Source organism: Pantoea sp. PNA 14-12 (genome assembly GCF_004364735.1).
GTDB classification, from domain to species: Bacteria; Pseudomonadota; Gammaproteobacteria; order Enterobacterales; family Enterobacteriaceae; genus Pantoea; species Pantoea stewartii.
Window position 1 is genome coordinate 71,071 of record NZ_SOAJ01000002.1, and the last position, 23,626, is coordinate 94,696.

Below are 23,626 nucleotides of genomic sequence, written 5' to 3' on the forward strand. Positions count from 1 at the left end.
CTTAATATCCTCGTGAACGATCGATAACGCCGTGCAGCGGCTCACCGCGCTGAAAACGCCGCAGGTTGGCCACCAGTGCGCTCACCGCGCTGTCGTTTTGTGTGCGACTGGCAATATGGGGCGTGAGCCAGATGGCGGGATGGGTCCAGAACGCATGACCGGCAGGGAGCGGTTCCGGCTCCGTTACGTCAATCACAGCGGCCCGTAACTGACCGCTGTCCAGCGCGGTCAGCAAATCCTGTTCGTTAAGCTGCGGTCCGCGTCCGGCCTGCACCAGCGCGGCCCCGGCGGGCAACTGGCTGAACAGTCTGGCATTGAGCAGGCCCTCTGTGCTGGGCGTCAGTGGTAACAGGCACACCAGAATGTCGCTGCGTGCCAGAAACGCGGGCAGCTGCGCGTCACCGTGCCAGCAGGCTGCGCCCGGTATCTGATGGGGCGTCCGGCTCCAGCCGCCGCAGTCAAAGCCTAATGTCTGAAGCTGGGTCAGTGCGGCGCGCCCCAGTTCGCCGAGTCCCATGATCCCTACGCGCCGTTCGCTGGCGGGCACGGCTGAATGCGCCTGCCACTGCTGCACACGCTGTTGCTGGAAATAGCGCGGCATATCGCGATGCAGTCCCAGCACGGCGAAGGTAATGTATTCCACCATGCCCTGCGTCAGCCCGGGTTCAATCATCCTCACTAACGGCAGGTGCGCAGGAAGCGCGGACAGATCGAACTGTTCCGCCCCGGCACCGACAGAAAACAGAATTTTCAGGTTGGGAAACCGGCGGGTCACATCGTCCGGCGGCACCCACGCGATCACCGCCTCTACCTGCTCCGGCTCACCCGTTTCGGGCCAGAGATGTAAGTGGATATCCGGCGCATGCGCCGCCAGCCAGCGCTGCCAGTAAAGGCCACGCTGGGGCTCCGATTTGTACACGATATGCATCAGGCCATCGCCTGGGTCATTAAGCCAAACGCCTGCATGCCCTGTGGTGTCCACACCTGGCCACGTACCATGGTGACCGGGGCATCCACATTGGCCAGTCCAAGACTTTCAAGCCAGCTGGCCATCGGCAGCGCGGCGTCGGTGTCCATGCGCAGATATTCCCCTTTCAGGCCCTGCATTAACGCGGCGGTCAGTGCCTGTGCCACCGGTAAACTGTCCGCGATCACCGGTCCGATCACCCAGCCGCGGCCAAAACGGCGCAGGCTGGCAAACCCGCGCGCCTGTTGTGCGTCGTCCTGCAAAATAACGGTCTGGTTATCGTTAATAAGATGCGCAATAAGTTCAGGGCGGTACAGCCCATGCGCCGCCTGGTCCATCTGCACCAGCCTGTCCTGGTCGTCGGCGGTTGCGGCAGACAGAGTTAACCCCGCCGGGATGGGCACGGCCGGCACGCTGCTCAGCGATGGCGTTTGGTACTGGAGAATGTTGCCGCAGGCCACAAAACCCAGTTTCTCGTAAAGGCCCTTGCCCATGTCGGTGGCGTGCAGACGTACGTTATAGCCGGGGACTTTTTCCAGCAGCGCCAGCATCAGCTGCTTGCCCAGTCCCCGGCCCTGATGCTGATTGGCCACAATGACCAGGCCAATGGTGGCGGCCTCGTCACCCCAGCGCCACAGAATCGCGCTGCCGATGACCTCGCCCTGCTCTTCGAGCACTACGCCTTCGCCAAGCTGGATGCCGATCGCCCAGTCCTCGCGACGGTGCGGCCAGTTAAGTGCCTGGCTCATGGCGTGAACCTGCGGGATATCGTCTGAGGTCATGGTACGAATATGAAATGTCATTTTGCTTTCCTTACATCATGCCAGGTGCATCAAGTGCGCTGCCGTCAGTGAAACGGCTGTAGCGATAAGGTGTCGGATCGACAACCGGCGTGGCGTCAGTTGCCAGCTCGGCGGCAAGGCGGCCCGCACCGGGGCCAATGCCAAAACCGTGGGCGCTGAAGCCCGCCGACAGCACCAGACCGGGCAGTTTTGCCACGGTGGAGATGACCGGAATCGCATCCGGGGTGCTGTCAATCATGCCGCCCCAGGCCTGAGCAACCTTCAGGTTGGCCAGGGCAGGAAACTCCCGGCGCATCGCTGCCAGGCCGTTTTCCACCACCGAGCGATCGGCGACCGGATCGAGAATACGCATACGCTCAAACGGCGAAACGCTATCCAGATCCCAGCGGCCCATGGCTTCAGGCCCATGGAAAAACGGTTTAATCCCCAGGTTCAGGGTAAGGTTTTTACGACGACTTTTGAATGTGGGATAAAACTGCTTCAGATAGCGCAGCCCCTGCGCGCCGGGCTCCAGTCTGCCGCGGCCGGAGACGGAAACCGTATAGCTGCCGTCCAGTTGTGGGCGACAGGCGAAACGTTCGGTATAAAACGGCACGGTAATGGCCTGCCGAATGGGCTGAGTGCGAAACGCGGTGCCAATCACATTGCCAAGCGGCAGATCGAGTCCGTGACGACGGCAAAACATTGAGGTCCATGCCCCGGCAGCACAGATCACACGGCTGGTCTTGATCAGGCCGCGTTCCGTAACGACGCCGCTGACACAGCCCGCCGTGATATCCAGCCCGCGCACGGCACACTGCTGGAAAACCTGCGCCCCGTTTTTCTGCGCCCCTATGACAATGCCGGGGGCGGCGAGTCGCGGCTCAGCAGCACCGTCCGTAGGCGCTGATACGCCGCCCAGCCAGTCAGTGGAACTGCCCGGCGTCATCGCTTTAGCCTGCCGGGCATTCAGAATATCGCTGCGTACGCCGTACTGCTTCGCCATCTGTCCCCACTTATCCCAGGCGGCAATATCCGCTTCATTGCGGGTGGCATACACCAGGCCGCTGCGGCGAAACCCCAGTTCTTCCCCGGTTTCCTGGCTCAGTTGTTCCCAGCCGCGCAGGGCTTCAATCACCAGTGGCAGTTCACGCTCGTCGCGATTCTGCTGGCGGCACCAGCCCCAGTTGCGGCTGGACTGTTCGGCCCCGACCAGGCCTTTTTCTATCAGCACCACTTTCAGGCCCTGCTTTGCCAGATACCAGGTTGCGGCTGCACCGGCGATACCGGCACCTATCACCACCACATCAGCAGCATTCGGGAAATCCGGGCTGTCCTGTACATATCGAATCGGTGCGGGCATGTCGTCACAACCTCGTCGTGTGTTGGGGCAACATGGCAATGGCGTGCTGCCCTGCCCCGGAATAGGGGGCGCTTGTTTACCGGTTATTCGGCTTTCAGGATCTCTTCGTGCTCGTCGAGCCAGCCCTGACGGAGTTCAGGCACGGCACGTTTCAGGCGTTCAAAATAGAGCTCGCGGGTCGGCTGCTCGTAATTTTCCCGCGCCAGTTGGGTGACGATAGCGCCATTGCGCATGACGACGATCTCATCGCACACCGCTCTGACGGCGTGCATATCGTGGCTGATAAAGATGACAGACAGCCCCAGTTCACGGCGCAGCTCACTGATCAGATCCAGTACCGCCGAGGCCACCACGGTATCGAGCGCCGAGGTTACCTCATCGCACAGAATGACATCCGGCTCTGCCGCCAGCGCGCGCGCCAGGTTCACGCGCTGCTTTTGTCCACCGGACAGCGACCAGGGACGGCGCGAGAGCACGGTACGTGGCAGCCTGACCAAATCCAGCAGTTGATACAGCCGGTTCTGCCGGGCGATGCCGCTCAGCCCATGAAACAGCGTCAGCGGGCGTAACAGAATTTGTTCCACACTGTGTGCAGGATTGAGCGCCGTATCCGCCATCTGGAAAACATACTGAATACGACGCAGTTCGTTATCCGTGCGCTTTTGCATCTGACCGGCCACCATGTGACCGTTAAACAGGATTTGCCCCTGACAGGCCGGGTTCAGGCCGGCGATAGCATGAGCCAGCGTGGTTTTGCCCGAGCCGGACTCACCGATAATGCCGATGGCTTGGCCTTTCCAGAGCGTAAGATTGATGTTTTCCAGAATGCGCACTTTGGGCAAGCCATCACTGCCTTTGGGTCCGTAACCCGCAGACAGGTCGCGTACTTCCAGCAGCGGCAGCTCATTCGCCTTTGCCGGGCACCAGTTGCTGGGGCGTTCTTTCTGTTGCGCCGCCGCCATCAGCAGGCGCGTATAGTCCGACTGCGGTGCGCCTATCAGATGGGCCGTGGTGCCGTATTCGGCAATTTTTCCCTGCAGCAAAACCAGAATACGGTCGGCCATTTGTGCAACGACGGCCAGATCGTGGCTGACATAAATCGCCGTCACGCCACGCTGTTTGACCACGCGGCGGAAGGCTTTGAGCACTTCGACCTGCGTGGTGACATCCAGCGCGGTAGTGGGCTCATCAAGAATCACCACCTCCGGATCGCTAATCAGCGCCATGGCCGTCATTAAGCGCTGCAGCTGTCCGCCTGAAACCTGATGCGGAAAGCGATCGCCAATGGTGTCCGGATTCGGCAGCGCCAGCTCCCGAAACAGGCCCAGCGCTTTGGCTTTTGCCGCCTTGCGCGTCATCGTGCCGTGAATCACCACTGGCTCGATCACCTGGTCGATAATTTTCATGCCGGGGTTAAACGAGGCCGCCGCACTTTGCGCAATATAGGCGACCTTATTTCCGCGGAAAAAGCGAAGTTCGGCAGGCGTCAGTGCCATGACGTTGGTGCCCGCGACGTGGATATTTCCCTCGGCGATCTTACAACCGTGGCGGGCATAGCCCATCAGCGCCATTGCGATGGTGGTTTTCCCCGAGCCGGATTCACCAATCAGCGCCAGGACTTCCCCCTTCTGCACGGTGAAGCGAATATCGGAGACGATATCCAGCTCATCGCCATTGTCGTTGTGCGCCGTTACGCGCAGCTTATCCACCGAAATCACAGGCATCGCCGTATGTGGTGTCACGTTCATGCCCCCTCCTTTGCCAGCGTCAGCGGACGCATGCTTTGCAGACTGTCAATAAACAGGTTTACGGCGATAGTAAGACTGGCAATCGCCAGGGCGGGCATCAACACCGCCGGCGAACCGTCAAACAGCCCCTGAATATTTTCGCGGACTAAGGTGCCCCAGTCGGCATACGGCGGCTGGACGCCCAACCCCAGGAAGCTCAGGCCGCTCAGCAGCAGGACGATGTACACAAAGCGCAGACCAAAATCGGCCAGCACCGGATGAACCATGTTCGGCAGAATATCGTGGATGGCGATGTACCAGCGGCTTTCGCCCCGCAGCCGGGAGGCGCGGACGTAATCCATATTGCGCAAACTACTGGCCAGCGCAAACGCAATGCGGAAGGCGCCCGGCCAGTAGGTGAACACCGCCGTGATCAGCAGCATCGGCAGTGAAGAACCAAATACCGCCACAATCATCAGCGCCAGAATTTTACCCGGCAGCACCAGCATCGCGTCGTTAATGCGACCCAGCAGCTCTTCCAACCAGCGTCCGGTGACCGCCGCGATTAAGGCCAGCATCGTCCCAATCAGGCTGGCCAGAATGGCCGCGCCGAGTGCCAGGCCCAGCGAGAATTTCGCGCCGTACATAATGCGCGTGAGCATATCCCGCCCCAGATAATCGGTGCCCAACAGGTTTTCGGGGGTGAATCCGCCCATCAGCGGCCCGGAACCAATATCGTCGAGGCTGTGCGGTGCCCACCAGGTGCCAAACAGCGCGATGACCAGCCAGAACAGGGTCACGATCAGGCCCAGGCGACCTGATAACGACAGTGACTGAAAAATGCGCCAGGGAAGCAGAAGTTTCATCAGCTCCTCCATTTCGGGTTAAAGGCGATAGTGACAATATCCGCAGCCAGCAGCAGCAACAGATAACAGCCGGCAAACAGCATGACGCAGAGCTGCACGACGGGCAGATCGCGGTTACTGACCGCATCCACCATCTGGCTGGCCAGACCGGGATAGCTGAAGATGGTTTCAATGATGATGACGCCACCAAACAGATAAGAAAGGCTGAGGGAAATCGCGTTTGCAATCGGGCCAACGGCGTTAGGTAAGGCATGACGCAACACGGCGCGCATCGGGGAAACGCCTTTCAGCAACGCCATTTCCAGATACGGGCTGTCGAGCTGGTTAATGATGGCCGCACGCGTCATGCGCGCCATCTGGGCGACCAGGCCGCAACATAGCGTGATGACCGGCAATGCATAGGCTTTTATATAGCTGGCGAAATCCATGTTGGGACTGCCCAGTGACATAGCCGAGACCCAGTGCAGCTTCACGGCGAAGATCAGCACCGCTACGGTCGCTACCAGAAATTCCGGTACGGCTACCGTAGCCATAGTGCCAATCACCAGCGCGCGATCCAGCTTCGAGCCGCGGTTCATCGCAGCGGCAATACCGATAATCAGCGCAAGCGGCACGCAGATGGCGGTGGTGGTCGCCGCCAGTTCAAACGTGGCCGGAAGCCGCTGTGCCACCAGCTGTGCCACCGGCAGATGACTGGCAAATGAGGTGCCAAAATTCCCTGTCAGCATGCCGCCGAGCCAGGTGAAATAGCGCACCAGCAGCGGCTGATCTAAGCCCAGTTGCTGACGCAGGGCCGCCACGGTTTCGGGTGTGGCGTTTTGCCCCAGGATCATTTGCGCCGCATCGCCCGGCAGCAGGCTGGTGATAAAGAACACCACCGCTGAGACGATAAGCAAGGTCAGGATGCCGGCGCCCATGCGCCGGGCAATCAGGAACATCATGTATCGGTTCATCGGCGAACTCCTCTTACAGACGCGTGATCAGGCAGACAGCCAGGCAAACTCGTGGAAGCGATAGCCCATCAACATGCCTGACGGCCAAGCTTCCAGCCCTTTCAGCTTTTTGCTGTAACCATCCATCGAGCTGATAAAGGCAGGAATCAGCGTGCCGCAGTGGTCATAGATCAGGGTTTGCATATCGCCGTACATCTGCTTGCGTTTGGCTTTATCACGTTCGCCACGCGCCGCAATCACCAGCTGATCGAACTGTTCATTTTTCCAGCCGCATTCGTTATTCGGTGCGCTGGAGAGATAAAACTGTGAGAACAGCATATCCAGTGTTGGCCGCGGGTTGATGGAGCCGTAACCAATGGGATCTTTCATCCAGTGGGTGCCCCAGTAGCCTTCATACGGCACACGACGCACGTTGACGTTCAGTCCGACATTGCGACCTACCTGCTGAATCAGCTGCGCGCCTTCGGTTGCGCCTTCCAGCGGCGGCGTTGTCACAATCTCAATGGTTTGCCCGCTCATGCCGGCTTTGTTGATATAAAACTTCGCTTTTTCCGGATCCAACGGACGGGGTTTGAGATCGGCGTTGTACAGCGGGTGCCACGGCGGCACCGGCGTGTCGTTGCTGACGTCGCCAAAGCCCTGCAACACGGTTTTCACCACGATCTCTCGGGGTTGCAGATATTTCATCGCCAGCACGAAATCCGGATTACTGCCGGGTTTAATGTCGGTGCGGATAATCAGGTTGGTGTACATGCCGCCCTTGGTTTCAAGCACCGCATGATCCGGTGTACGGCTGATGCGCATACTGTCCGAGGCTTTCAGCCCTGAAGCCACCTGAATATCGCCTGATAACAGAGCATTGACGCGGGCCGCCTGATCGGTCACGCCGAGCAGCTCCACCTGGTCCAGATGCGGCAGCCCCGGTTTAAAATAGTTGGGATTTTTCGTGCCAAGCGTACTGACGCCAGGCGTAAAGCTTTTGCAGACAAACGGCCCTGTGCCGATACCTTTGCTGAAATCTTTGGTGCCGTCCTGCACGATCAGGAAGGGCGACGTTGCGAGCATGTAAGGAACGTCAAAGTTAGGTGCCACCAGAATAAGCTGCACTTCATTGTCGTTGACGGCGTTGATGGTTTTGAACTGCTCAGCCAGCTTGAAAGCGCTGGACGCGACGGCCGGATCTTTATGGCGGCTCAGTGAATAAACCACGTCTTTGGACGTAAACGGCTTACCATCATGGAAGGTCACGCCTTTACGCAGCTTAATGCTCCAGGTGACGCCATCGTCAGAGTCGATGGATTCCGCCAGCGCAGGTTTCACCGTCAGGGTTTTATCCACCTCTGTCAGACCGCTGTAGAACATAAACTGGCGCGTAAAGTCGGCGCTGTTATTGCCTTTCGCCGGGTCCAGCGTGTCAGTCGCCGACGCATTGGACATGCCCACACGGATTTTGCCGCCCTGATTCGGTTTCTCCTCTGCCAGCGCCATGCCAGGGAAGCCGATCAGCCCGGTGCTCATCGCGGCCCCGGCTGAAAGCAATTTCATCAGACTGCGGCGGGACAGCGTACCTTCAGTGATCATCCGCGTCAGAGCAGGATTGGTTACGTCAGATTCTTTATTATCAATTTTACTCATCTGTACACCCTCATTACATTTTCAAGCGAACGGTGAAATTCCCTGCGTTAATCAGACGGCACATGCTGTGTGGCGCGCACCGCGAAGGCGATGATCCGGTCATGATGTTTCGACCCGACAATGCCCCGGCGGCCTGAAAAACAATGTGAAGTTATGAAAGGCGATCCTTTGCTTTGTAGTAGAGCCCGGCGAGAGGCAGGAACCACGGTTTTCCGTGATAACCCGGCAGTGCAGGCCATGTCTCGCGCTGCCAGGGGTTATCGCGGGATTTCTCACTCAACAGATCGGCCATGACCCGGCCCATCCATACCGACATCTGCGTGCCATGCCCGCTGTAACCCAGCGAGTAAAACACACCGTCCTGTTCGCCTGCGTGCGGCAGGCGATCGGCGCTCATATCCACCATGCCGCCCCAGCAGTAGTCGATCTGCGTATGGCGCAGTCTGGGGAACATACTGGCCATAGCGGCGTGCAGGATGTCCCCGCTGCGGGAGTCCGACGTTGGGTTACTGATGGCGAAGCGTGCCCGGCCACCGAACACCAGACGGCTGTCCGCGGTGGTCCGGAAGTAGTTGCCGATGTTCATGGAGGTCACATAGTTACGTTTATGCGGCAGCAAGCCGGTAAGCAGCGCCGTATCCAGCGGCTCGGTCACCACGATAAAGCTGCCTACCGGCACAATACGGCGCTGGAACCACGGGAACGGACCGTCACTCGAACAGCCCGTCGCCATCAGCACTTTATCGGCCAGAATGTCACCTTTGCTGGTCACCACCCGATGGCGGTAGCCGTCAAGCCGTTCCAGCTTCGTAACGTGATGGTGCGTATAAATTTTTGCCCCACTGCGGGCCGCGACTTCGGCCAGGCCGACGCCAAATTTGCCCATGTGCATCTGGCCGCCGTGATGCTGTAGCAGGCCGCCATGGAAATCGCCGCCGTCGATCTCCTGCGCAATCTCTGACTGACTGAGCAGCTCCACCTCCGGATCCACCGTACGGCGCATCAGTTCCCAGGCCTCACGCAGGCCGGAGAAGTGCGACGCCTTACTGGCCAGTTTGAGCTTGCCGCACAGACGAAAGTCACAGTCAATCTGCTCGTCTTTAATCAACTGCCCGACATAGGTCACGGCATCATCGAATGCCTTATAGAACCGACTGGCCTGCTCAAGCCCCTGGCTGGCCACCAGTGAAGCAAAGTTTTGTGCCACGCCGGTGTTGCAGTGACCGCCATTACGGGCGGAGGCCTGACTCATCACCTCCCCGCTGTCCAGCACCACCACATTGATCCCACTGCGCGCCAGCGATAAGGCCGCCGAAACACCGGTAAAGCCCGCCCCGATCACCACCACATCCGCATGGGCGGGTAACGGACCGCTGGCGGCCGCGCGAAACGCCGGTGCGGTCGCCTGCCAGTACGATTCCAGTTTCATGACGCTGTCCTCACAGACCCACGACGCCGGGCAGGCCGCCAATGTCTTTGATTTCGGTGTATTGGTAATAGGGGTTAGCCGGTTCGTGGCCACGGTTGACCCAGACCTTGTGTTTAATGCCAAGATCGTGCGCCGTCATCAGGTCATAGCGGAAACTGGAGGAGACATGCAGAATTTCATCCGGACGGCAGTCCAGTTTCTCCAGCATGTATTCAAAGCCTTTCATCTGCGGTTTATACGCGCCCGCTTCTTCTGCGGTAATCGTCATGTGGATGGGCGCACCCAGACGAGGAATATGGTGCGGAATCAGATCCTTCATTGAATTGGTCAGCAGCACCAACGGGAAGGCTTCCGCCACTTTAGCTAACCCGGCAGGTACATCCGGATGCGGTCCCCAGGTGGCGCAGTCGGTGTAAATGTAATCGCTGTCTGCCTGCGTCCATGTCACGCCCCACTTTTTACAGGTGCGCTGAATCGCATTGCTGACCACATCGTAATAGGGTTTCCACGCGCCCAGCACTTCGTCCAGGCGGTAGCTTGAAAAGTCGGTCACAAAGGCCGCCATGTCTTTCGCGTCAACGCGATCGTGAAAACAGCGTTTTGCCGCACCGGCCATATCAAAAAAGATCAGCGTGCCATAGCAATCAAACGTGATGAATTTGGGTTTAAACAGTGCCATTACATTAACCTCGTTATTGTCTGGTTAGGTGCTTAAAAATCGATAAGGACGCTTTTCTGGCGCTGGCAGGCCTGGAACGCCTGACGACCCAAATCTTTGCCGATACCGGACCCCATGAACCCTCCGGTAGGAATAATGAAATCGCCGGACCGCCCGTAGCGGTTGACCCATACCGTGCCGGAAGCGATTCCCCGTATCGCACGCATCGCACGTGGCAGGCTCAGCGTGTGCACCCCGGCGCACAGGCCATAGGTCTCATGTGCCGCCAGCCCCAGCCCTTCGTCTTCGCTGTCGAACGTCTGAATTGTCAGCACAGGCCCGAAGATTTCCTGCTGCACTGCCGGATTATCCTGTTTCACCTGCGTCAGCAGCGTAGGTTGCCAGAACCAGCCCTCGTCGGTATCCGCGAAGCGGTCACCGCCCACCAGCACGTCTGCGCCCAGGGCTTTCGCCGCCTCAATCACGGACTGCACTTTGTTGCCCTGACGCGCATCAATCAGCGGGGCATAGCGGCTGGTCTCCTGCCAGGTCACGCCAGGCCGGACCTCACGACACAGCGCCGCCAGCCGTTCCGTCAGCGCATCGGCAATACCGCGCTGCACAATCAGGCGCGTCCCGGCAACGCAGGCCTGGCCGCCGTTGGCGGTAAAGCCACGCAGAATACGTTGTGCCAGCACCTCAATCTCGCCCGCATCATCAAACACCAGTTGGGGGCTTTTGCCGCCTAACTCCAGCGTGACGGGCTTCATGCCAAACTGGGCCGCATCACTCATAATGCGCGCGCCTGTCACAGTGGAGCCGGTAAAGGAGACTTTGCGCACCAGGGGATGCCTGACCAGGGCGCTGCCGGTCACCGCACCGCTGCCCTGCACAATATTCAGAATGCCCGCCGGTAACCCGGCCTGTACCGCCAGCTCGGCCATACGCACGGTGGACAGCGGCGTCAGCTCTGAGGGTTTTAGCACTACCGCATTGCCTGCGGCCAGCGCAGGTCCGCATTTCCATGAAGCCATGGACAGCGGGAAGTTCCACGGCGTGATCGCCCCGATAACGCCATAGGGCTCCGCAATCAACATGCCCAGGCTACTGTCGCGTGTCGGAAACAGATCGCCGCTGTATTTGTCGGCGCACTCGGCATAGAAGCGAATGGCTTCGGCAGTAAAGGGAATTTCATGTTGCACGACATCGGTAATCGGACGGGTTGAGCCAAGGGCTTCAAGCTGCGCCAGCAGGGGATCCTGTTCGATTAAGTCTGCCCAGCGGCGCAATACCCGACCACGTTCACGCGGTGCACATCCTGACCAGCCGCTGGTTTTCAATGCCTGATGTGCCGTCATGACGGCATGGTCAACATCCTCTGCCTGGGCTTCGCGCAGCGTGGCAAACACCTTGCCATCAGACGGGCGTTTAACGGCAAAAGCGTCGCCCTGGGTCTGTACATGTTTTCCGCCAATATAGTGACCAGGCGGGAGTTGCACGCTTTCCGGGTCGAAACTCAACATGAAAGAATCCTTATTTGTTACACCCATCACACGCTGGATGAATTAATTTCTGGCAATGCTTTTCGGCACGCTTTATTAGGTAATGCAGAAAGTATGCCAGCCGTTAAAAAAATAAAAATGCGTTTAAAACCGCCCAAAAAAATTTTTGTGCCGTATTCGTGAAGGATTTATTGCGGAATTGCCGAAGGGTTAAACAGATGATTTAGTTCACAAAAAAGCCGCATTGCTTTGGTGCAATGCGCATGAAACTTGCACTAAAAAGGAGAATACGGATAAAACGTCGATCTGGCGCACAAAAAAAACGCCAGCATAACGTTCATGCTGGCGAGGAATATCAGAAATTAAAAGTTAAATTAGAGGCTGCCCATGTGAAATGTTTTTTGCTCCAGATATTCATCAATGCCATATCGCGACCCTTCGCGACCTATCCCGGATAATTTCACGCCGCCAAACGGCGCGACTTCCAGCGAAATGACGCCGGTATTAAAACCGACCATGCCAAACTCCAGCGCTTCCGCCACGCGCCAGGCTCGACGGATATTTTCAGTAAAGAAGTAAGCGCCGAGGCCAAAGGGTGTGTCATTTGCCATCGCCAGCGCCTGTTCTTCATCATCAAAGATAAACAGCGGAGCCACCGGTCCAAAGGTTTCTTCCTGCGCGATGCGCATCTCACTCGTGACCTGTCCCAGCACGGTGGGCTGCACCCACGTACCGGGGCCGTTGCTGATGCCACCGGTCAACAGGGTTGCGCCTTTTTGCAGCGCATCATCAATGTGCCCGTTGACCTTCTCCACCGCGGAGGTATTGATCAACGGCCCGATAGTGCTGCCAGGGGCAAAACCATCTCCGACCTTCAGGGTCGCCACCGCGTCCAGCAGTCGGGCGGCAAAGCGTTCATAGATGTTACGCTGCACCAGAATACGGTTGGCACACACACAGGTTTGTCCCGCATTACGGAATTTGCTGGTCATCACGCCCGCGACGGCAATCTCAATATCCGCGTCGTCAAAGACAATAAGCGGCGCGTTGCCGCCCAGCTCCAGACTCAGGCGTTTAATGCTGTCAGCGCACTGCTTCATCAGCAGCTGGCCCACGCGCGTTGAGCCGGTGAACGAGATTTTACGCACCAGACGGCTTTCGGTCAGCGCGGCGCCGATGTCTGTCGGCATGCCGGTGAGCATCTGTAAAACGCCTGCCGGGAAACCCGCGCGCTCGGCCAGCACGGCCAGTGCCAGTGCAGACAGCGGCGTCAGGTCAGACGGTTTAACGATAATCGGGCAGCCTGCCGCCAGTGCCGGTGCGACTTTGCGGGTAATCATTGCGATGGGGAAATTCCAGGGCGTAATCGCTGCCGCGACGCCAACCGGTTGTTTCAGGACAATAATGCGCCGGTCGGTCGTTGGGGCGGGAATGGTGTCGCCATAAATCCGACGCGCTTCTTCCGCAAACCATTTCACAAAACTGGCACCGTAGAGCACTTCACCGCGCGCCTCCGCCAGCGGCTTGCCCTGTTCGGCCGTCATGATGATGGCCAGATCGTCAGCGTTATCAAGAATAAGCTGATGCCATTTTTCCAGCAGCGCCGCACGGGTGGCATTGGGGGTTGTCGCCCATGCATGGCGGACCGATTCGGCACAGGCAATTGCCGCCTCCGTTTCCTGGCGACCTAACGCCGGTACGCTAGCCAGCGTTTCGCCCGTAGCCGGATCGTTAACGGCGAGCGTTGCGCCCTGATAACCGTGTTGCCATTCACCGGCAAACAGCGCCTGCTGGCGCAGTAGTGTGTGATCTTTCAGTTGTATACGTGACATCGCATCCCCCTTTTTCAGTTCTCTTCACTTTATCGGTTGGGGGAAGCGCAGGATGTTGTTATTGGCAGCCAGAAAGCGTTCGCTATGGCGAATGACGGCCGAAAAAAAATTTTATGCCGTCAGGGCGCAACGCGGAGTCAGATTTGAAAGTCGATTACGGGCTCATCATCGCCTGCCGTAGAGAGCGCCTGCGCTTTAATTTCTTCAAGCGACAGATTCGCGTTACACAGCTCAAGGAACTGCCAGACGTAATTGCGCTGCAGTTGTCCCCGTTTCAGGCCCAGCCAGACGGTGTTGGCGTCGAACAGGTGAGTGGCATCCAGCCGGACCAGCTCTCCGCCCGGCTCTTTTTCACAGGCCTGATCGGCCAGAATACCGACGCCCAGCCCGAGTTTGACATAGGTGCGCACCACATCGGAATCCTGAGCGCTGAGCACGATATCCGGCTTTAAGCCGGCGCGCTGAAACGCGCTGTCCACCCGGGAGCGGCCGGTAATGCCCTGCCGGTAGGTAATTAACGGATGCTGACTGAGAGCATTCAGTGAGACCGGCTGCTGTTGTGCCAGTTCATGATCGCGCGGGACCAACAGTGCATGATGCCAGCTGAACCAGGGAAACGCGGCCAGGCTGTTATTATTCGCCAGCATTTCACTGGCAATCCCGACATCCACCTCACCGGCCAGTAGCATATTCACAATTTCCTGCGGCGATCCCTGATTAAGTTCAAGCCGGACATTAGGATAAAGCTGGCGAAAGGACTTGATGACCGGCGGCAGGCTGTACCGGGCCTGCGTGTGTGTGGTGGCGATAGAGAGAATGCCGCTGGATTCGTTCGTGAAGACATCGGCCAGGCGACGCACTTTACCGGCTTCATCGAGAATGCGTTCGGCGATGGTAAGCAGCGCCTTGCCCGGCTCCGTCATACCAAGCAGGCGCTTGCCACGGCGGACAAAAATTTCGACGCCAAGCTCATCCTCCAGATCGCGAATATGACGGCTGACGCCTGATTGCGAGGTAAACAGCGTGCTGGCGACCTCCGTGAGGTTGAACTCCCGCCGCGCGGCTTCGCGAATAATTTTAAGTTGCTGGAAATTCAAAATATTTACCTCTCTTTACGCAATCTGATCATTCGATAATAAAAACGCTTATCGATAACCTGAAATAATAAAAAAGATTTATTTATGCGTTTGAAGCATATAGAAGGCGGCAGGACGCACAGAGAGGACAGCCTGGAAGAGGAGAAAAGGCAGCGGCGCGGTTTTACGCGCCCTGCTTGAGAGGGATAAACAGAACGTTGTGTTTAGCTGACCAGCGTGAGTTCGCGTTTTTCAGTCAGTGGCTTGTTGAGCAGCGACAGCAGAATATTTTTAACGGCCTGTGCGGGTGGCGATAATGGCAAGCGGTGCGAAAGATTCAGTGACAGCGGCAGGCTGATGGTCGGGCTGGTGATCCGCGCCATCCAGGCCTGGGTTGAACCAACCAGCGCTCTGGCCGCCGATTCAGGCAACACGGTCACGCCCATCCCGCTGGATATTGCGGCGGTGAGCGTCGAAAGCGATTCGATCTCGCCAATAATGCGCGCGCTCAGGCGGCGCAGTGAGAAAGCCTCATCAACCCGCTGGCGCACGGCGCTGTAATCACGCGGCAGAAACAGGCTCATCTGGGCTACCTCGGCCAGATCGACGTTGGCGCCAGGGCAGGCGGTTGCGCCGACCAGATAGAGATCTTCTTTCAGCAGGGGCACGCTGTTGATGCCCGCCGTGGGGGCGCGGTCATACAGCACCGCCATATCCAGTTGCCCGCTGATGATGTTGTCATTCAACGCACTGCTGCTGTTTTCATGCAGGTAAATCATGATATCCGGGTACTGTTCCCGTACGGTTTGCAGAAGCGGCATAGTTAACGCGGATGCCGCCGTGCCCGGTGCCAGCCCGATTGACACCTGCCCCTCCACCACCTGACCGGCATTCATCACCGCAGACTGGGCCAGCTCACACTGCCGCAGAATGACGCGTGCATGGCTGTAAAGCAGTTTACCGGCTTCGGTCGGTGTGACGCCGCGTTTGGTCCGGTTCAGAAGCTGCTGTTCCAGCTCGCCTTCCAGCGTAGCAACCTGCTGGCTCAATGCAGGCTGAGCAATATGCAGCACTTCTGCTGCCTGTGTCAGGCTACCGATATCGACGATTTTCACAAAGTATTTCAGCCGTCTTAAGTTCATCTTGCCTCCGTCGCTACGTCAAGGTGTCTGGCTGGTCGCTACTCACCAGCCTGCATAAGAGGGAATTGCAAGATGCAGACCAGGTTTATTCAGTTTGCAAAATATCTTTGAAAATTTTTCTAACAGTCGGATAAAAAAGCGTTTCCTGTTACCTCTAAAGAGGTAATCCCCGACGACTGCCAGACCTGCTTTTCCCATTCATGTCGCCCTGCACCGCAATAGTGCGCAACATGACAGACCAGCGTGCAGGGATGGTTAACAGGCAATCTTCATCGAGGATGAGGCTTGATGACCGGGAAATCCCCCCACCTCTCCGGGGCAGGGTTTATCCGTAAAAGGCGGGAAACGTAACAGGTTTAGCAGACCGCCGGGGCGGCGTTATCACGGCCCGGCAGACGTGCAAAGACGCATTAGTTAAAAGGAATAACCGAAACGGGACGACGCAAACGCATGTGTGATGTAGCAAGGCGGCGGTGGCGCTTAGTCCCGGGCACAGGGTGAACGATGTAACCGGGATAAGCGCCTGCCGCCAGCGCCGCTACAGCGCCAAGGCGGCAGCGTATTCAGCGTTTGGCACGGTTGCGTCGCATATCGATGGTCACTGCGGCGACGATGATGATGCCTTTGATGATATCCTGGATGTACGCATCTACCCCGACAAACGTAAAGCCGCTTTTAATCAGACCTAGTATCACCGCGCCTATCAGCGTGCCGGTAATGCGCCCTACGCCGCCCATCAGGCTGCTGCCGCCGATAACCGCCGCGGCAATCGCATCCAGCTCATAGCCCACGCCCATGCTCGACTGGCCGCTACTGACGCGCGCCGCCAGTACCACGCCCGCCAGGCCGGACAACGCGCCTGCGATGGTATAGACAATAATCAGGTATTTATTGACGTTGATACCGGACACTTTGGCCGAGGTCATATTACCGCCGATGGCGTACACGTATTTGCCGTAGCGGGTATGTTTCAGTGCAATGTGGAACACCAGCGCAACCACCAGGAAGATAATGACCGGCATTGCGCCCTGGCCAATCGAGGTGAACCCGTCAGAGAGGAAACTGATAGGGTTACCCTGGGTGTAATACTGTGCCAGTCCACGGGCCGACACCATCATGCCCAGCGTGGCAATAAACGGGGGAATACCGGTACGGGTAATTAATACGCCGTTAATCAGACCGCACAATAACCCTACCCCAATGCCGGCCCCAATCGGCACCACCGCGGGCATGTTCACCAGTGACGGAAACATCGGGGTCAGTGTATCTGAAGTTTGCGCCAGACTGGCGGCTACCACGGCAGTGAGCGCGATAACCGACCCGGAGGACAGATCGATACCGGTGGTAATAATGACCTGGGTCACGCCCACAGCAATGATGCCGATAATGGCAACCTGCAGGACGATAAGAATCAGACGATTGGTGTTCATCAAAAAAGACTGATCGCGCACATACCAGCCAAACATTTCGAAAATTAACGCAATGCCGACCATCACGACAAAAATGCCGGTATCTTTTGGCAGTTTCTGACGTAAATGCGCAAAAAAAGAGGGTTGATGCTGAGGAGCCTGCGTGGCCGTTGCTTTCATATTACTCATCGTGGTTTCGCGCCTCATTCGGATGCTAACGACAAAATAGTTTCCTGATCGGCCTCGTCTTTATCGAGGATGCCGGTAATGCGCCCACCATGCATCACCATGATACGGTCACTCATGCCCAGAATTTCCGGCAGCTCTGACGACACCATAATGATGGCAACTCCACGGTTGGCCAGTTCACTGATCAAACGGTAAATCTCTGCTTTCGCCCCGACGTCAATTCCACGGGTCGGCTCATCAAGAATCAGGATTTTGGGTTGAGCCAGCAGCCAGCGGGCAATCAGGACTTTCTGCTGATTCCCTCCGCTCAGGTTATTAATGATTTGGTCCATGGTGGGGGTTTTGATATTCAGACGGCGGATCTGATCCATGCAGTCCTGAGCCATTTTCACATGACTGACAAAACCGCCTTTACCGCTGTATTCAGGCATGTTGACGATGCTCATGTTCTCTAACACCGACAACACCAAAAACAACCCGGACTTCTTGCGATCTTCTGTCAGAAACGCCATTCCTTTTTCGATGGCGACCGACGGCGAATCAATATCGACCGGCACACCATCAATCAGGATTTCGCCGCTGTCGAAAGGCACCATGCCAAACAGGCTTTCCATCACTTCACTGCGTCCGGCACCGACCAGACCCGCCACACCGAGAATTTCCCCACGGCGCACGCCAAAGCTGACGTCGGAAAAGCGGTCCTGACAACTCAGATGACGAACGGTGAGCACCTCTTCCCCAATCGCATTATTGAATTTCGGGAACAGCTGCGTCAGCTCACGTCCGACCATTTTGGTAATCAGCGACTGACGCGTGAATGCGCTGGTACTGTCGCTACCCACCCAACTGCCATCGCGAAACACGCTGATTTCATCCGTAATGGCGAAGATCTCATCCATTTTGTGACTGATATAAACGATGGCTTTGCCCTGCTCGCGCAGATCACGAATGATGGTAAACAGATGGGCGACCTCGGTTTCCGTCAGGGCGGAGGTGGGCTCGTCCATGATCACAATGTCCGAGTTCCAGGACACCGCTTTGGCGATCTCCACCATCTGCTGTGACGCAATACTGAGTTCGCCCACCAGCCGATCGGCTTTCAGTCTGATGTTCAGGCGGCTTAACAACTGCTGGGTTTCTTCATTCAGTCGGGCGTGATCGACAAAACCAAACTTCACCGGCTCCCGTCCCAGCCAGATATTCTCTGCGACGGTCATATGCGGCACCAGGTTGAGTTCCTGATGAATCATGGAAATACCGGAACGTAACGCATCCATGGTGTCCCTGAACTGCACTGGCTCCCCTTTAATTTTAATGGAGCCCTGATCGGGACGGTACATCCCGATCAGGCATTTCATTAAAGTGGATTTGCCCGCGCCATTTTCACCCATCAACGCATGTACCGTTCCCGGACGCACACGTAACGACACATTATCCAGTGCCTTCACGCCCGGAAAGAACTTGCTGATGCCTTCGGCTTCAAGCGCAAACGCGGTCATACATCACCTCCGTTCCACAGGTTCAGGACGTTTATTTTTGGTTCATGCTGGTGTATTTGGTGTAGTTGTCTTTGGTGATCAGCTGGAACGGGATATCGACGATCTTTTGCACTTTCTCACCTTTGACGAGCTTAACCGCCGTTTGAACGGCGCCTTCACCCTGTCCTTTTGCGTCCTGGAACACGCTGGCGACCATTTTGCCGTTCTTAATCATTTGCAGCGCATCGGGCGTACCATCGACACCAGCGACCAGAATATGTTTATCGTTTTTACCCAGCGCCTGAATGGCACCGATGGCCATTTCGTCGTTGTTTGACGCGATGGCGTTGATATCGTCTCCGGCGGTCATCCAGTTACTCACGACGTCCACCGCATCGTTACGGCTAAATTTCGCCGTTTGCTTTTGTACCACTTTAATATTCGGGTATTTCGCCACGACCGCTTCCACCCCTTTGGTGCGCTCGCGGGTGGATTCGTTCGCCAAATCACCCAGCAAAATAGCCACGTTACCTTTTCCGTTCATGGCTTTTGCCAGCGCTTCCATCTGCAGACGGCCCGCCAGTTCGGAGTCAGAACCCACAAACGCCATCTTGTCACCCAACTGCGCCTGGGGTTTGCGGTTGACGAACACCAGCGCCACACCCGCCTTAGATGCCTGATCGATAATCGGTTTCACCGCGTCGGTGTCGACCGGGTTAACAATAATGGCGTCGACGCCCTGACCAATAAAGTTTTGTACCTGCTGAAGTTGCTGCGCGACATCGCCTTTGGCATCTTCAATCTGGCCTTTTACGTCATCCTTTTTCATCTCATTTTGTATAGCGTTACGCACAATGGTCAGGAAGTTATCGTCAAACATCGCCATCGAAACCCCCACGGAAATATCTTTCGCCATCGCAGCGGCGGGCAACATGCAGGCTAACAGTGAAGCAACAATCGTTTTTTTGATGTTCATAGGGACCCTTCTTATTTGTTAACTTGCTAGCGACTGACCTGTTGAATGAAAAATATTTTTTACATTCATACCGCCTCGCTGGCGTTTTTAATGGAAAATTTGAGGTAAGACGACTACGTTGACGCTTTTCTGATACCCCCACCACTTTTCTTATCTTCATGATTTCCATAAACATGCGCTACAGGCGACGCGGACACATCTCAGAACATTCCATTTTGTCGCCGTAAACAGTTTATTTATTCCATAAATTACTTTTTTGAAATTTTTATCATAAAAGCACTGAAACAAGTGTTTTGATATCGTCAAATAACAAAAATTTGACATGCGTCTAACATCTACCCGGAAATGGGTTTAAAGTGAGATCCTGTTAGCAGTTTGAAAAGCAAGCGAATGCGTCAGTTCTTCGCCAATGCGCTGCTTTTACACGCACTTGAACGCAAACCGTTAAAGAGTGCTTTGACATCCCGTACTGACGCCGCTACTATTCGCCCCGTTCCAACAATTCCTCTGTAGTTCAGTCGGTAGAACGGCGGACTGTTAATCCGTATGTCACTGGTTCGAGTCCAGTCAGAGGAGCCAGATTGAGAAAAGCCCGCTCAGGGAAACCTGAGCGGGCTTTTTGTTTGGTGCGCTTTTGTGAACGCTTGCAGGACATATGTCCCGTTCGACGGCCCTTACGCGGGAGTGAGGCGTCGATGCAGAGTGAGGACGGCCAGCAAGAAGGAGAATAAGCCCTGTCACCGGCGCTGTATCTGTCTATCCGCTGCGGTGAACGGCGCTTTACCCCTGTTCAGGCTGCGTCACCGTTGCGCACTGCACAGCAAACGTGCTCGCGCTGAGCGTGCGCCAGACGGCGATGCGGATCGTCATTAAAATTCAACGATGATATTGTTCTTTGGAATGCTGCAGCACGACAGAATGTAGCCCTCTTCCACATCCTCATCGGTGATGCCGCCGTTGTGGTTCATCTCGACGTCGCCGTCCAGGCACTTCACCTTACAGGTGCCGCAGATGCCCATGCCGCACGCTTTTGGAATATGCAGTCCCAGTTTGGCCGCGGCGGCGTGCACGGTTTCGCCGGGGGCGATTCTGACGCTCTTGTCGCTTTGGGTGAATGCCACGCTAAGCAGTTCTGAACTGCACAGCGCGTCGGCCATTTCAGCGGCCTCTTCGGCCTCCTGTTCGACCTGCTCCTGCACGACCTCTGGTGTGGCGCCAAACGACTCTTCGTGATAGCGCGTCATGTCATAACCGACTTCCTGTAACAACGTTTTAATCGCACGCATGTACGGCGTCGGGCCACAGCAGAAAATCTCGCGGTCCTTGAAATCCGCAGCAATCATTTGCAGCATCGCCAAATTGAGGAAACCGCTGAAGCCGGACCAGCACTGGCCCGATTCGTACCGCTCACAGATAATGCTCAGTCTGAAATTGGGGATGCGCGCCGTCATGTTTTCCAGATCGCGTCGGAAAATAATGTCTTCCGGCGTTCGTGCGCTGTGCACAAACACCATGTCCACATCCGCATTGGTATCAAAATACCAGCGCGCCATCGACATCATGGGCGTAATGCCCACGCCGCCAGAGAGGTACAGCACCTTGTTGCTGGGATAGTCGATGCAGTTGAACTGCCCTACCGGACCATGTACTGCCAGATTCATGCCCTCGCGCAGTGTGGCATGTAACCAGTTCGAGACCACGCCGCCCGGCACCTGTTTTACCGAAATGGAGAAGCTGTAAGGCACGGAGGGCGAACTGGAGATGGTATAGGAGCGGAAAACCGTTTCATTCTCGATCAGCAGTTCCAGCGTGACAAACTGCCCCGGTTTGAAAAAGAACATCACCGGCTGCTCTGCCATAAAGCAGAAGGTTTTCACGTCATGGGTTTCCTGTATCACCTTCACACAGCGCACCGCATGGCGGCCATTGGTCCAGGTTTGTGTTGTGACAGGCTCAAAAGCATTGGTATTCAGTACGGTGATATTTCGGTCTGACATACGTTTCATTCCCATCAGAAGTGGAGAGTTCAATTGCCTGTCTGACTGGCGACATCGCAACAGGCTTTTGAGCCGGTAAGCCTGATTTTCCGTTTAACCCTGTTTCAGCATTTAGTTATTCGCGACACGGAAATGCTTAAAAAAACCGTCCCGCTAAGAAATTTCGCGCGCACGTCTTTAACAGAGGGGATGGATGTCGCTGGCAGAACATTCGCGTGCGCGTAACCCGTGCAGCATGGACGTCACCCTTAGCCGTTACGCGTGTATCAACGTCTGGCCTGACGGAAAATTTGGGTGGTTGGCATCCTGTTACGCCTGGAAAGGCGCAAAACACTCTCCTTAACCGCGCGGGAAGATCACTATGAGCCATAACGATCTGCTGAATATCACCTGTACAAGCCTTGTCGATGCGAACGACCGCATACGCGATTTGCTCGAAAAGCGTCAGCCCAACTACTCGCTGCCGCAGGCGCTTTATAACGACCCGACTCTGTTTCGCATTGATATGGAGGCGATCTTTCAGAAAGAGTGGCTGTTTGCGGGAATGAGCAGTGAAATCCCGAAAAAAGGGGACTACTTCACCCTTGAGGTGGGTCAGAACCCGGTGCTGGTCTTGCGGGACGCGGAAGGTAACATTAACGCCTTTCATAATACCTGCCGTCATCGCGGCTCCCGACTCTGCTCAAAAGAGCGTGGCAAAGTAGCGAACCTGGTGTGTCCCTATCATCAGTGGACCTACGACCTGAAAGGCAATCTGTTATTTGCCGGCTCGGAAATGAATCAGGCATTTGATATGAAGCAGCACGGGCTGAAAAAGGCGCACTGCAAAACCGCCGGCGGCTTTATTTTTGTCTGTCTGGCTGATGCGACGCCACAGTCTGACTTTGACGCCTTTCTGGCCACCCTGGACGAATACATGGCGCCCTATGACGTGGAAAACACCAAACTGGCGGCAGAATCGCACATGTACGAAAAAGCGAACTGGAAACTGGTGCTGGAGAATAATCGCGAGTGCTATCACTGCGCCGGAAGTCATCCTGAACTGCTGAACAGCCTGCTGGAGTGGGACGATACCAACGATCCGCGCGCGCCGCAGAGCTTCCACGATTACTACAATAAACAGGCCGCACGCTGGGACGAACAGGGAATTCCCCATCGCCACCAGAGCTTTGGCCTGCGTAACCGCATCGTGCGGATGCCGCTGAAAGAGGGCACGAAGGCGATGACCATAGATGGTCGCGAAGGCTGCACCAGACTCATGGGGCGCTTTTTGAGTCACGATCAGGGTTCCATGCGCATCCTGCACCTGCCGAACTCCTGGAACCACATGCAGAGCGATCACTTTATTGTGTTCCGCGTGTTGCCCCTCTCGGCGCAGGAAACGATGGTCACCACCAAATGGTTTGTGCATAAAGACGCGGTGGCGGGTGAAGATTTTGATCCCGAGAAACTGCGTGCCGTCTGGGATGCGACCAATGAGCAGGATCGCGTTCTGGGGGAAGAAAACCAGCGTGGGATTAACTCTGTCGGCTATCAACCGGGCCCTTATTCGGAAACCTATGAGTTCGGCGTGATTAACTTTATCGACTGGTACAGCGAAACCATCCTCAAAAACGTGAAAGGCTGATGATATTCCTGCCTGGCG

18 protein-coding genes and 1 tRNA gene are annotated in these 23,626 nt (G+C 56.4%); 2 read left to right on the forward strand and 17 right to left on the reverse strand.

All coding sequences use genetic code 11. From position 1 onward, the window contains the following. Position 1: 1 nt before the first annotated feature. The 16 genes from C7434_RS08085 to C7434_RS08160 form a co-directional block, all read right to left on the reverse strand. Entirely contained in the window at positions 2–928 is a 927-nt protein-coding gene (locus tag C7434_RS08085) for a glyoxylate/hydroxypyruvate reductase A (protein WP_133745333.1), read from the reverse strand. Further along, on the reverse strand, positions 928–1,770 hold the full coding sequence (locus C7434_RS08090) for a GNAT family N-acetyltransferase (RefSeq protein ID WP_133745334.1): 843 nt from the start codon (positions 1,768–1,770) through the stop codon (positions 928–930). The genes C7434_RS08085 and C7434_RS08090 overlap by 1 nt, the downstream gene beginning before the upstream one ends. A gap of 10 nt (positions 1,771–1,780) precedes the next feature. Next, positions 1,781–3,112 (reverse strand): FAD-binding oxidoreductase, encoded by a 1,332-nt coding sequence (locus tag C7434_RS08095; protein WP_133745335.1) that lies wholly within the window; start codon positions 3,110–3,112, stop codon positions 1,781–1,783. Between the two features lie 83 nt (positions 3,113–3,195). Beyond that, the gene (locus C7434_RS08100; RefSeq protein ID WP_133745336.1) at positions 3,196–4,860 is read right to left on the reverse strand and encodes an ABC transporter ATP-binding protein; all 1,665 of its coding nucleotides are present in this window, start codon (positions 4,858–4,860) and stop codon (positions 3,196–3,198) included. Next, a complete protein-coding gene (locus C7434_RS08105) occupies positions 4,857–5,705 on the reverse strand; it encodes an ABC transporter permease (protein ID WP_006119653.1) in 849 nt (282 codons plus the stop codon). Before C7434_RS08105 ends, C7434_RS08100 begins: the two co-directional genes overlap by 4 nt. Further along, positions 5,705–6,658, reverse strand: a complete 954-nt coding sequence (locus tag C7434_RS08110; RefSeq protein WP_133745337.1) for an ABC transporter permease — start codon at positions 6,656–6,658, stop codon at positions 5,705–5,707. Before C7434_RS08110 ends, C7434_RS08105 begins: the two co-directional genes overlap by 1 nt. Positions 6,659–6,685: 27 nt before the next feature. Further along, positions 6,686–8,293, reverse strand: a complete 1,608-nt coding sequence (locus C7434_RS08115) for an ABC transporter substrate-binding protein (protein ID WP_133745338.1) — start codon at positions 8,291–8,293, stop codon at positions 6,686–6,688. A 151-nt stretch (positions 8,294–8,444) separates the two neighbouring features. Continuing rightward, entirely contained in the window at positions 8,445–9,722 is a 1,278-nt protein-coding gene (locus C7434_RS08120; protein WP_006119656.1) for an FAD-binding oxidoreductase, read from the reverse strand. Between the two features lie 10 nt (positions 9,723–9,732). Next, entirely contained in the window at positions 9,733–10,401 is a 669-nt protein-coding gene (locus tag C7434_RS08125) for a haloacid dehalogenase type II (RefSeq protein WP_039338052.1), read from the reverse strand. Positions 10,402–10,433: 32 nt separating this feature from the next. Beyond that, positions 10,434–11,903 (reverse strand): aldehyde dehydrogenase family protein, encoded by a 1,470-nt coding sequence (locus C7434_RS08130; RefSeq protein ID WP_133745339.1) that lies wholly within the window; start codon positions 11,901–11,903, stop codon positions 10,434–10,436. Between the two features lie 353 nt (positions 11,904–12,256). Further along, on the reverse strand, positions 12,257–13,714 hold the full coding sequence (locus tag C7434_RS08135) for an NAD-dependent succinate-semialdehyde dehydrogenase (RefSeq protein ID WP_133745340.1): 1,458 nt from the start codon (positions 13,712–13,714) through the stop codon (positions 12,257–12,259). A gap of 137 nt (positions 13,715–13,851) precedes the next feature. Continuing rightward, the gene (gene cbl, locus C7434_RS08140; RefSeq protein ID WP_006119660.1) at positions 13,852–14,811 is read right to left on the reverse strand and encodes an HTH-type transcriptional regulator Cbl; all 960 of its coding nucleotides are present in this window, start codon (positions 14,809–14,811) and stop codon (positions 13,852–13,854) included. Between the two features lie 203 nt (positions 14,812–15,014). Continuing rightward, the gene (nac, locus tag C7434_RS08145) at positions 15,015–15,932 is read right to left on the reverse strand and encodes a nitrogen assimilation transcriptional regulator NAC (protein WP_006119661.1); all 918 of its coding nucleotides are present in this window, start codon (positions 15,930–15,932) and stop codon (positions 15,015–15,017) included. 563 nt (positions 15,933–16,495) lie between these two features. Continuing rightward, positions 16,496–17,530 carry an ABC transporter permease gene (locus tag C7434_RS08150; RefSeq protein ID WP_006119662.1) on the reverse strand — a complete coding sequence of 345 codons (1,035 nt, stop codon included), beginning with the start codon at positions 17,528–17,530 and terminating at the stop codon, positions 16,496–16,498. 14 nt (positions 17,531–17,544) lie between these two features. After that, on the reverse strand, positions 17,545–19,029 hold the full coding sequence (locus tag C7434_RS08155) for a sugar ABC transporter ATP-binding protein (protein ID WP_133745341.1): 1,485 nt from the start codon (positions 19,027–19,029) through the stop codon (positions 17,545–17,547). Between the two features lie 31 nt (positions 19,030–19,060). Further along, the gene (locus C7434_RS08160; RefSeq protein WP_033740368.1) at positions 19,061–19,984 is read right to left on the reverse strand and encodes a sugar ABC transporter substrate-binding protein; all 924 of its coding nucleotides are present in this window, start codon (positions 19,982–19,984) and stop codon (positions 19,061–19,063) included. A 503-nt stretch (positions 19,985–20,487) separates the two neighbouring features. Between C7434_RS08160 and C7434_RS08165 the strand changes: the two genes are divergently transcribed. Beyond that, positions 20,488–20,563: transfer RNA gene (locus C7434_RS08165), tRNA-Asn, on the forward strand. 290 nt (positions 20,564–20,853) lie between these two features. On the opposite strand, the gene C7434_RS08170 is transcribed toward C7434_RS08165, so the two are convergent. Beyond that, on the reverse strand, positions 20,854–21,981 hold the full coding sequence (locus C7434_RS08170) for a hybrid-cluster NAD(P)-dependent oxidoreductase (RefSeq protein WP_110268332.1): 1,128 nt from the start codon (positions 21,979–21,981) through the stop codon (positions 20,854–20,856). Between the two features lie 361 nt (positions 21,982–22,342). Between C7434_RS08170 and C7434_RS08175 the strand changes: the two genes are divergently transcribed. Next, positions 22,343–23,608: an aromatic ring-hydroxylating dioxygenase subunit alpha gene (locus C7434_RS08175; RefSeq protein WP_110268283.1), complete on the forward strand. Its 1,266-nt coding sequence runs from the start codon at positions 22,343–22,345 to the stop codon at positions 23,606–23,608. The last annotated feature ends 18 nt before the right edge of the window (positions 23,609–23,626 follow it).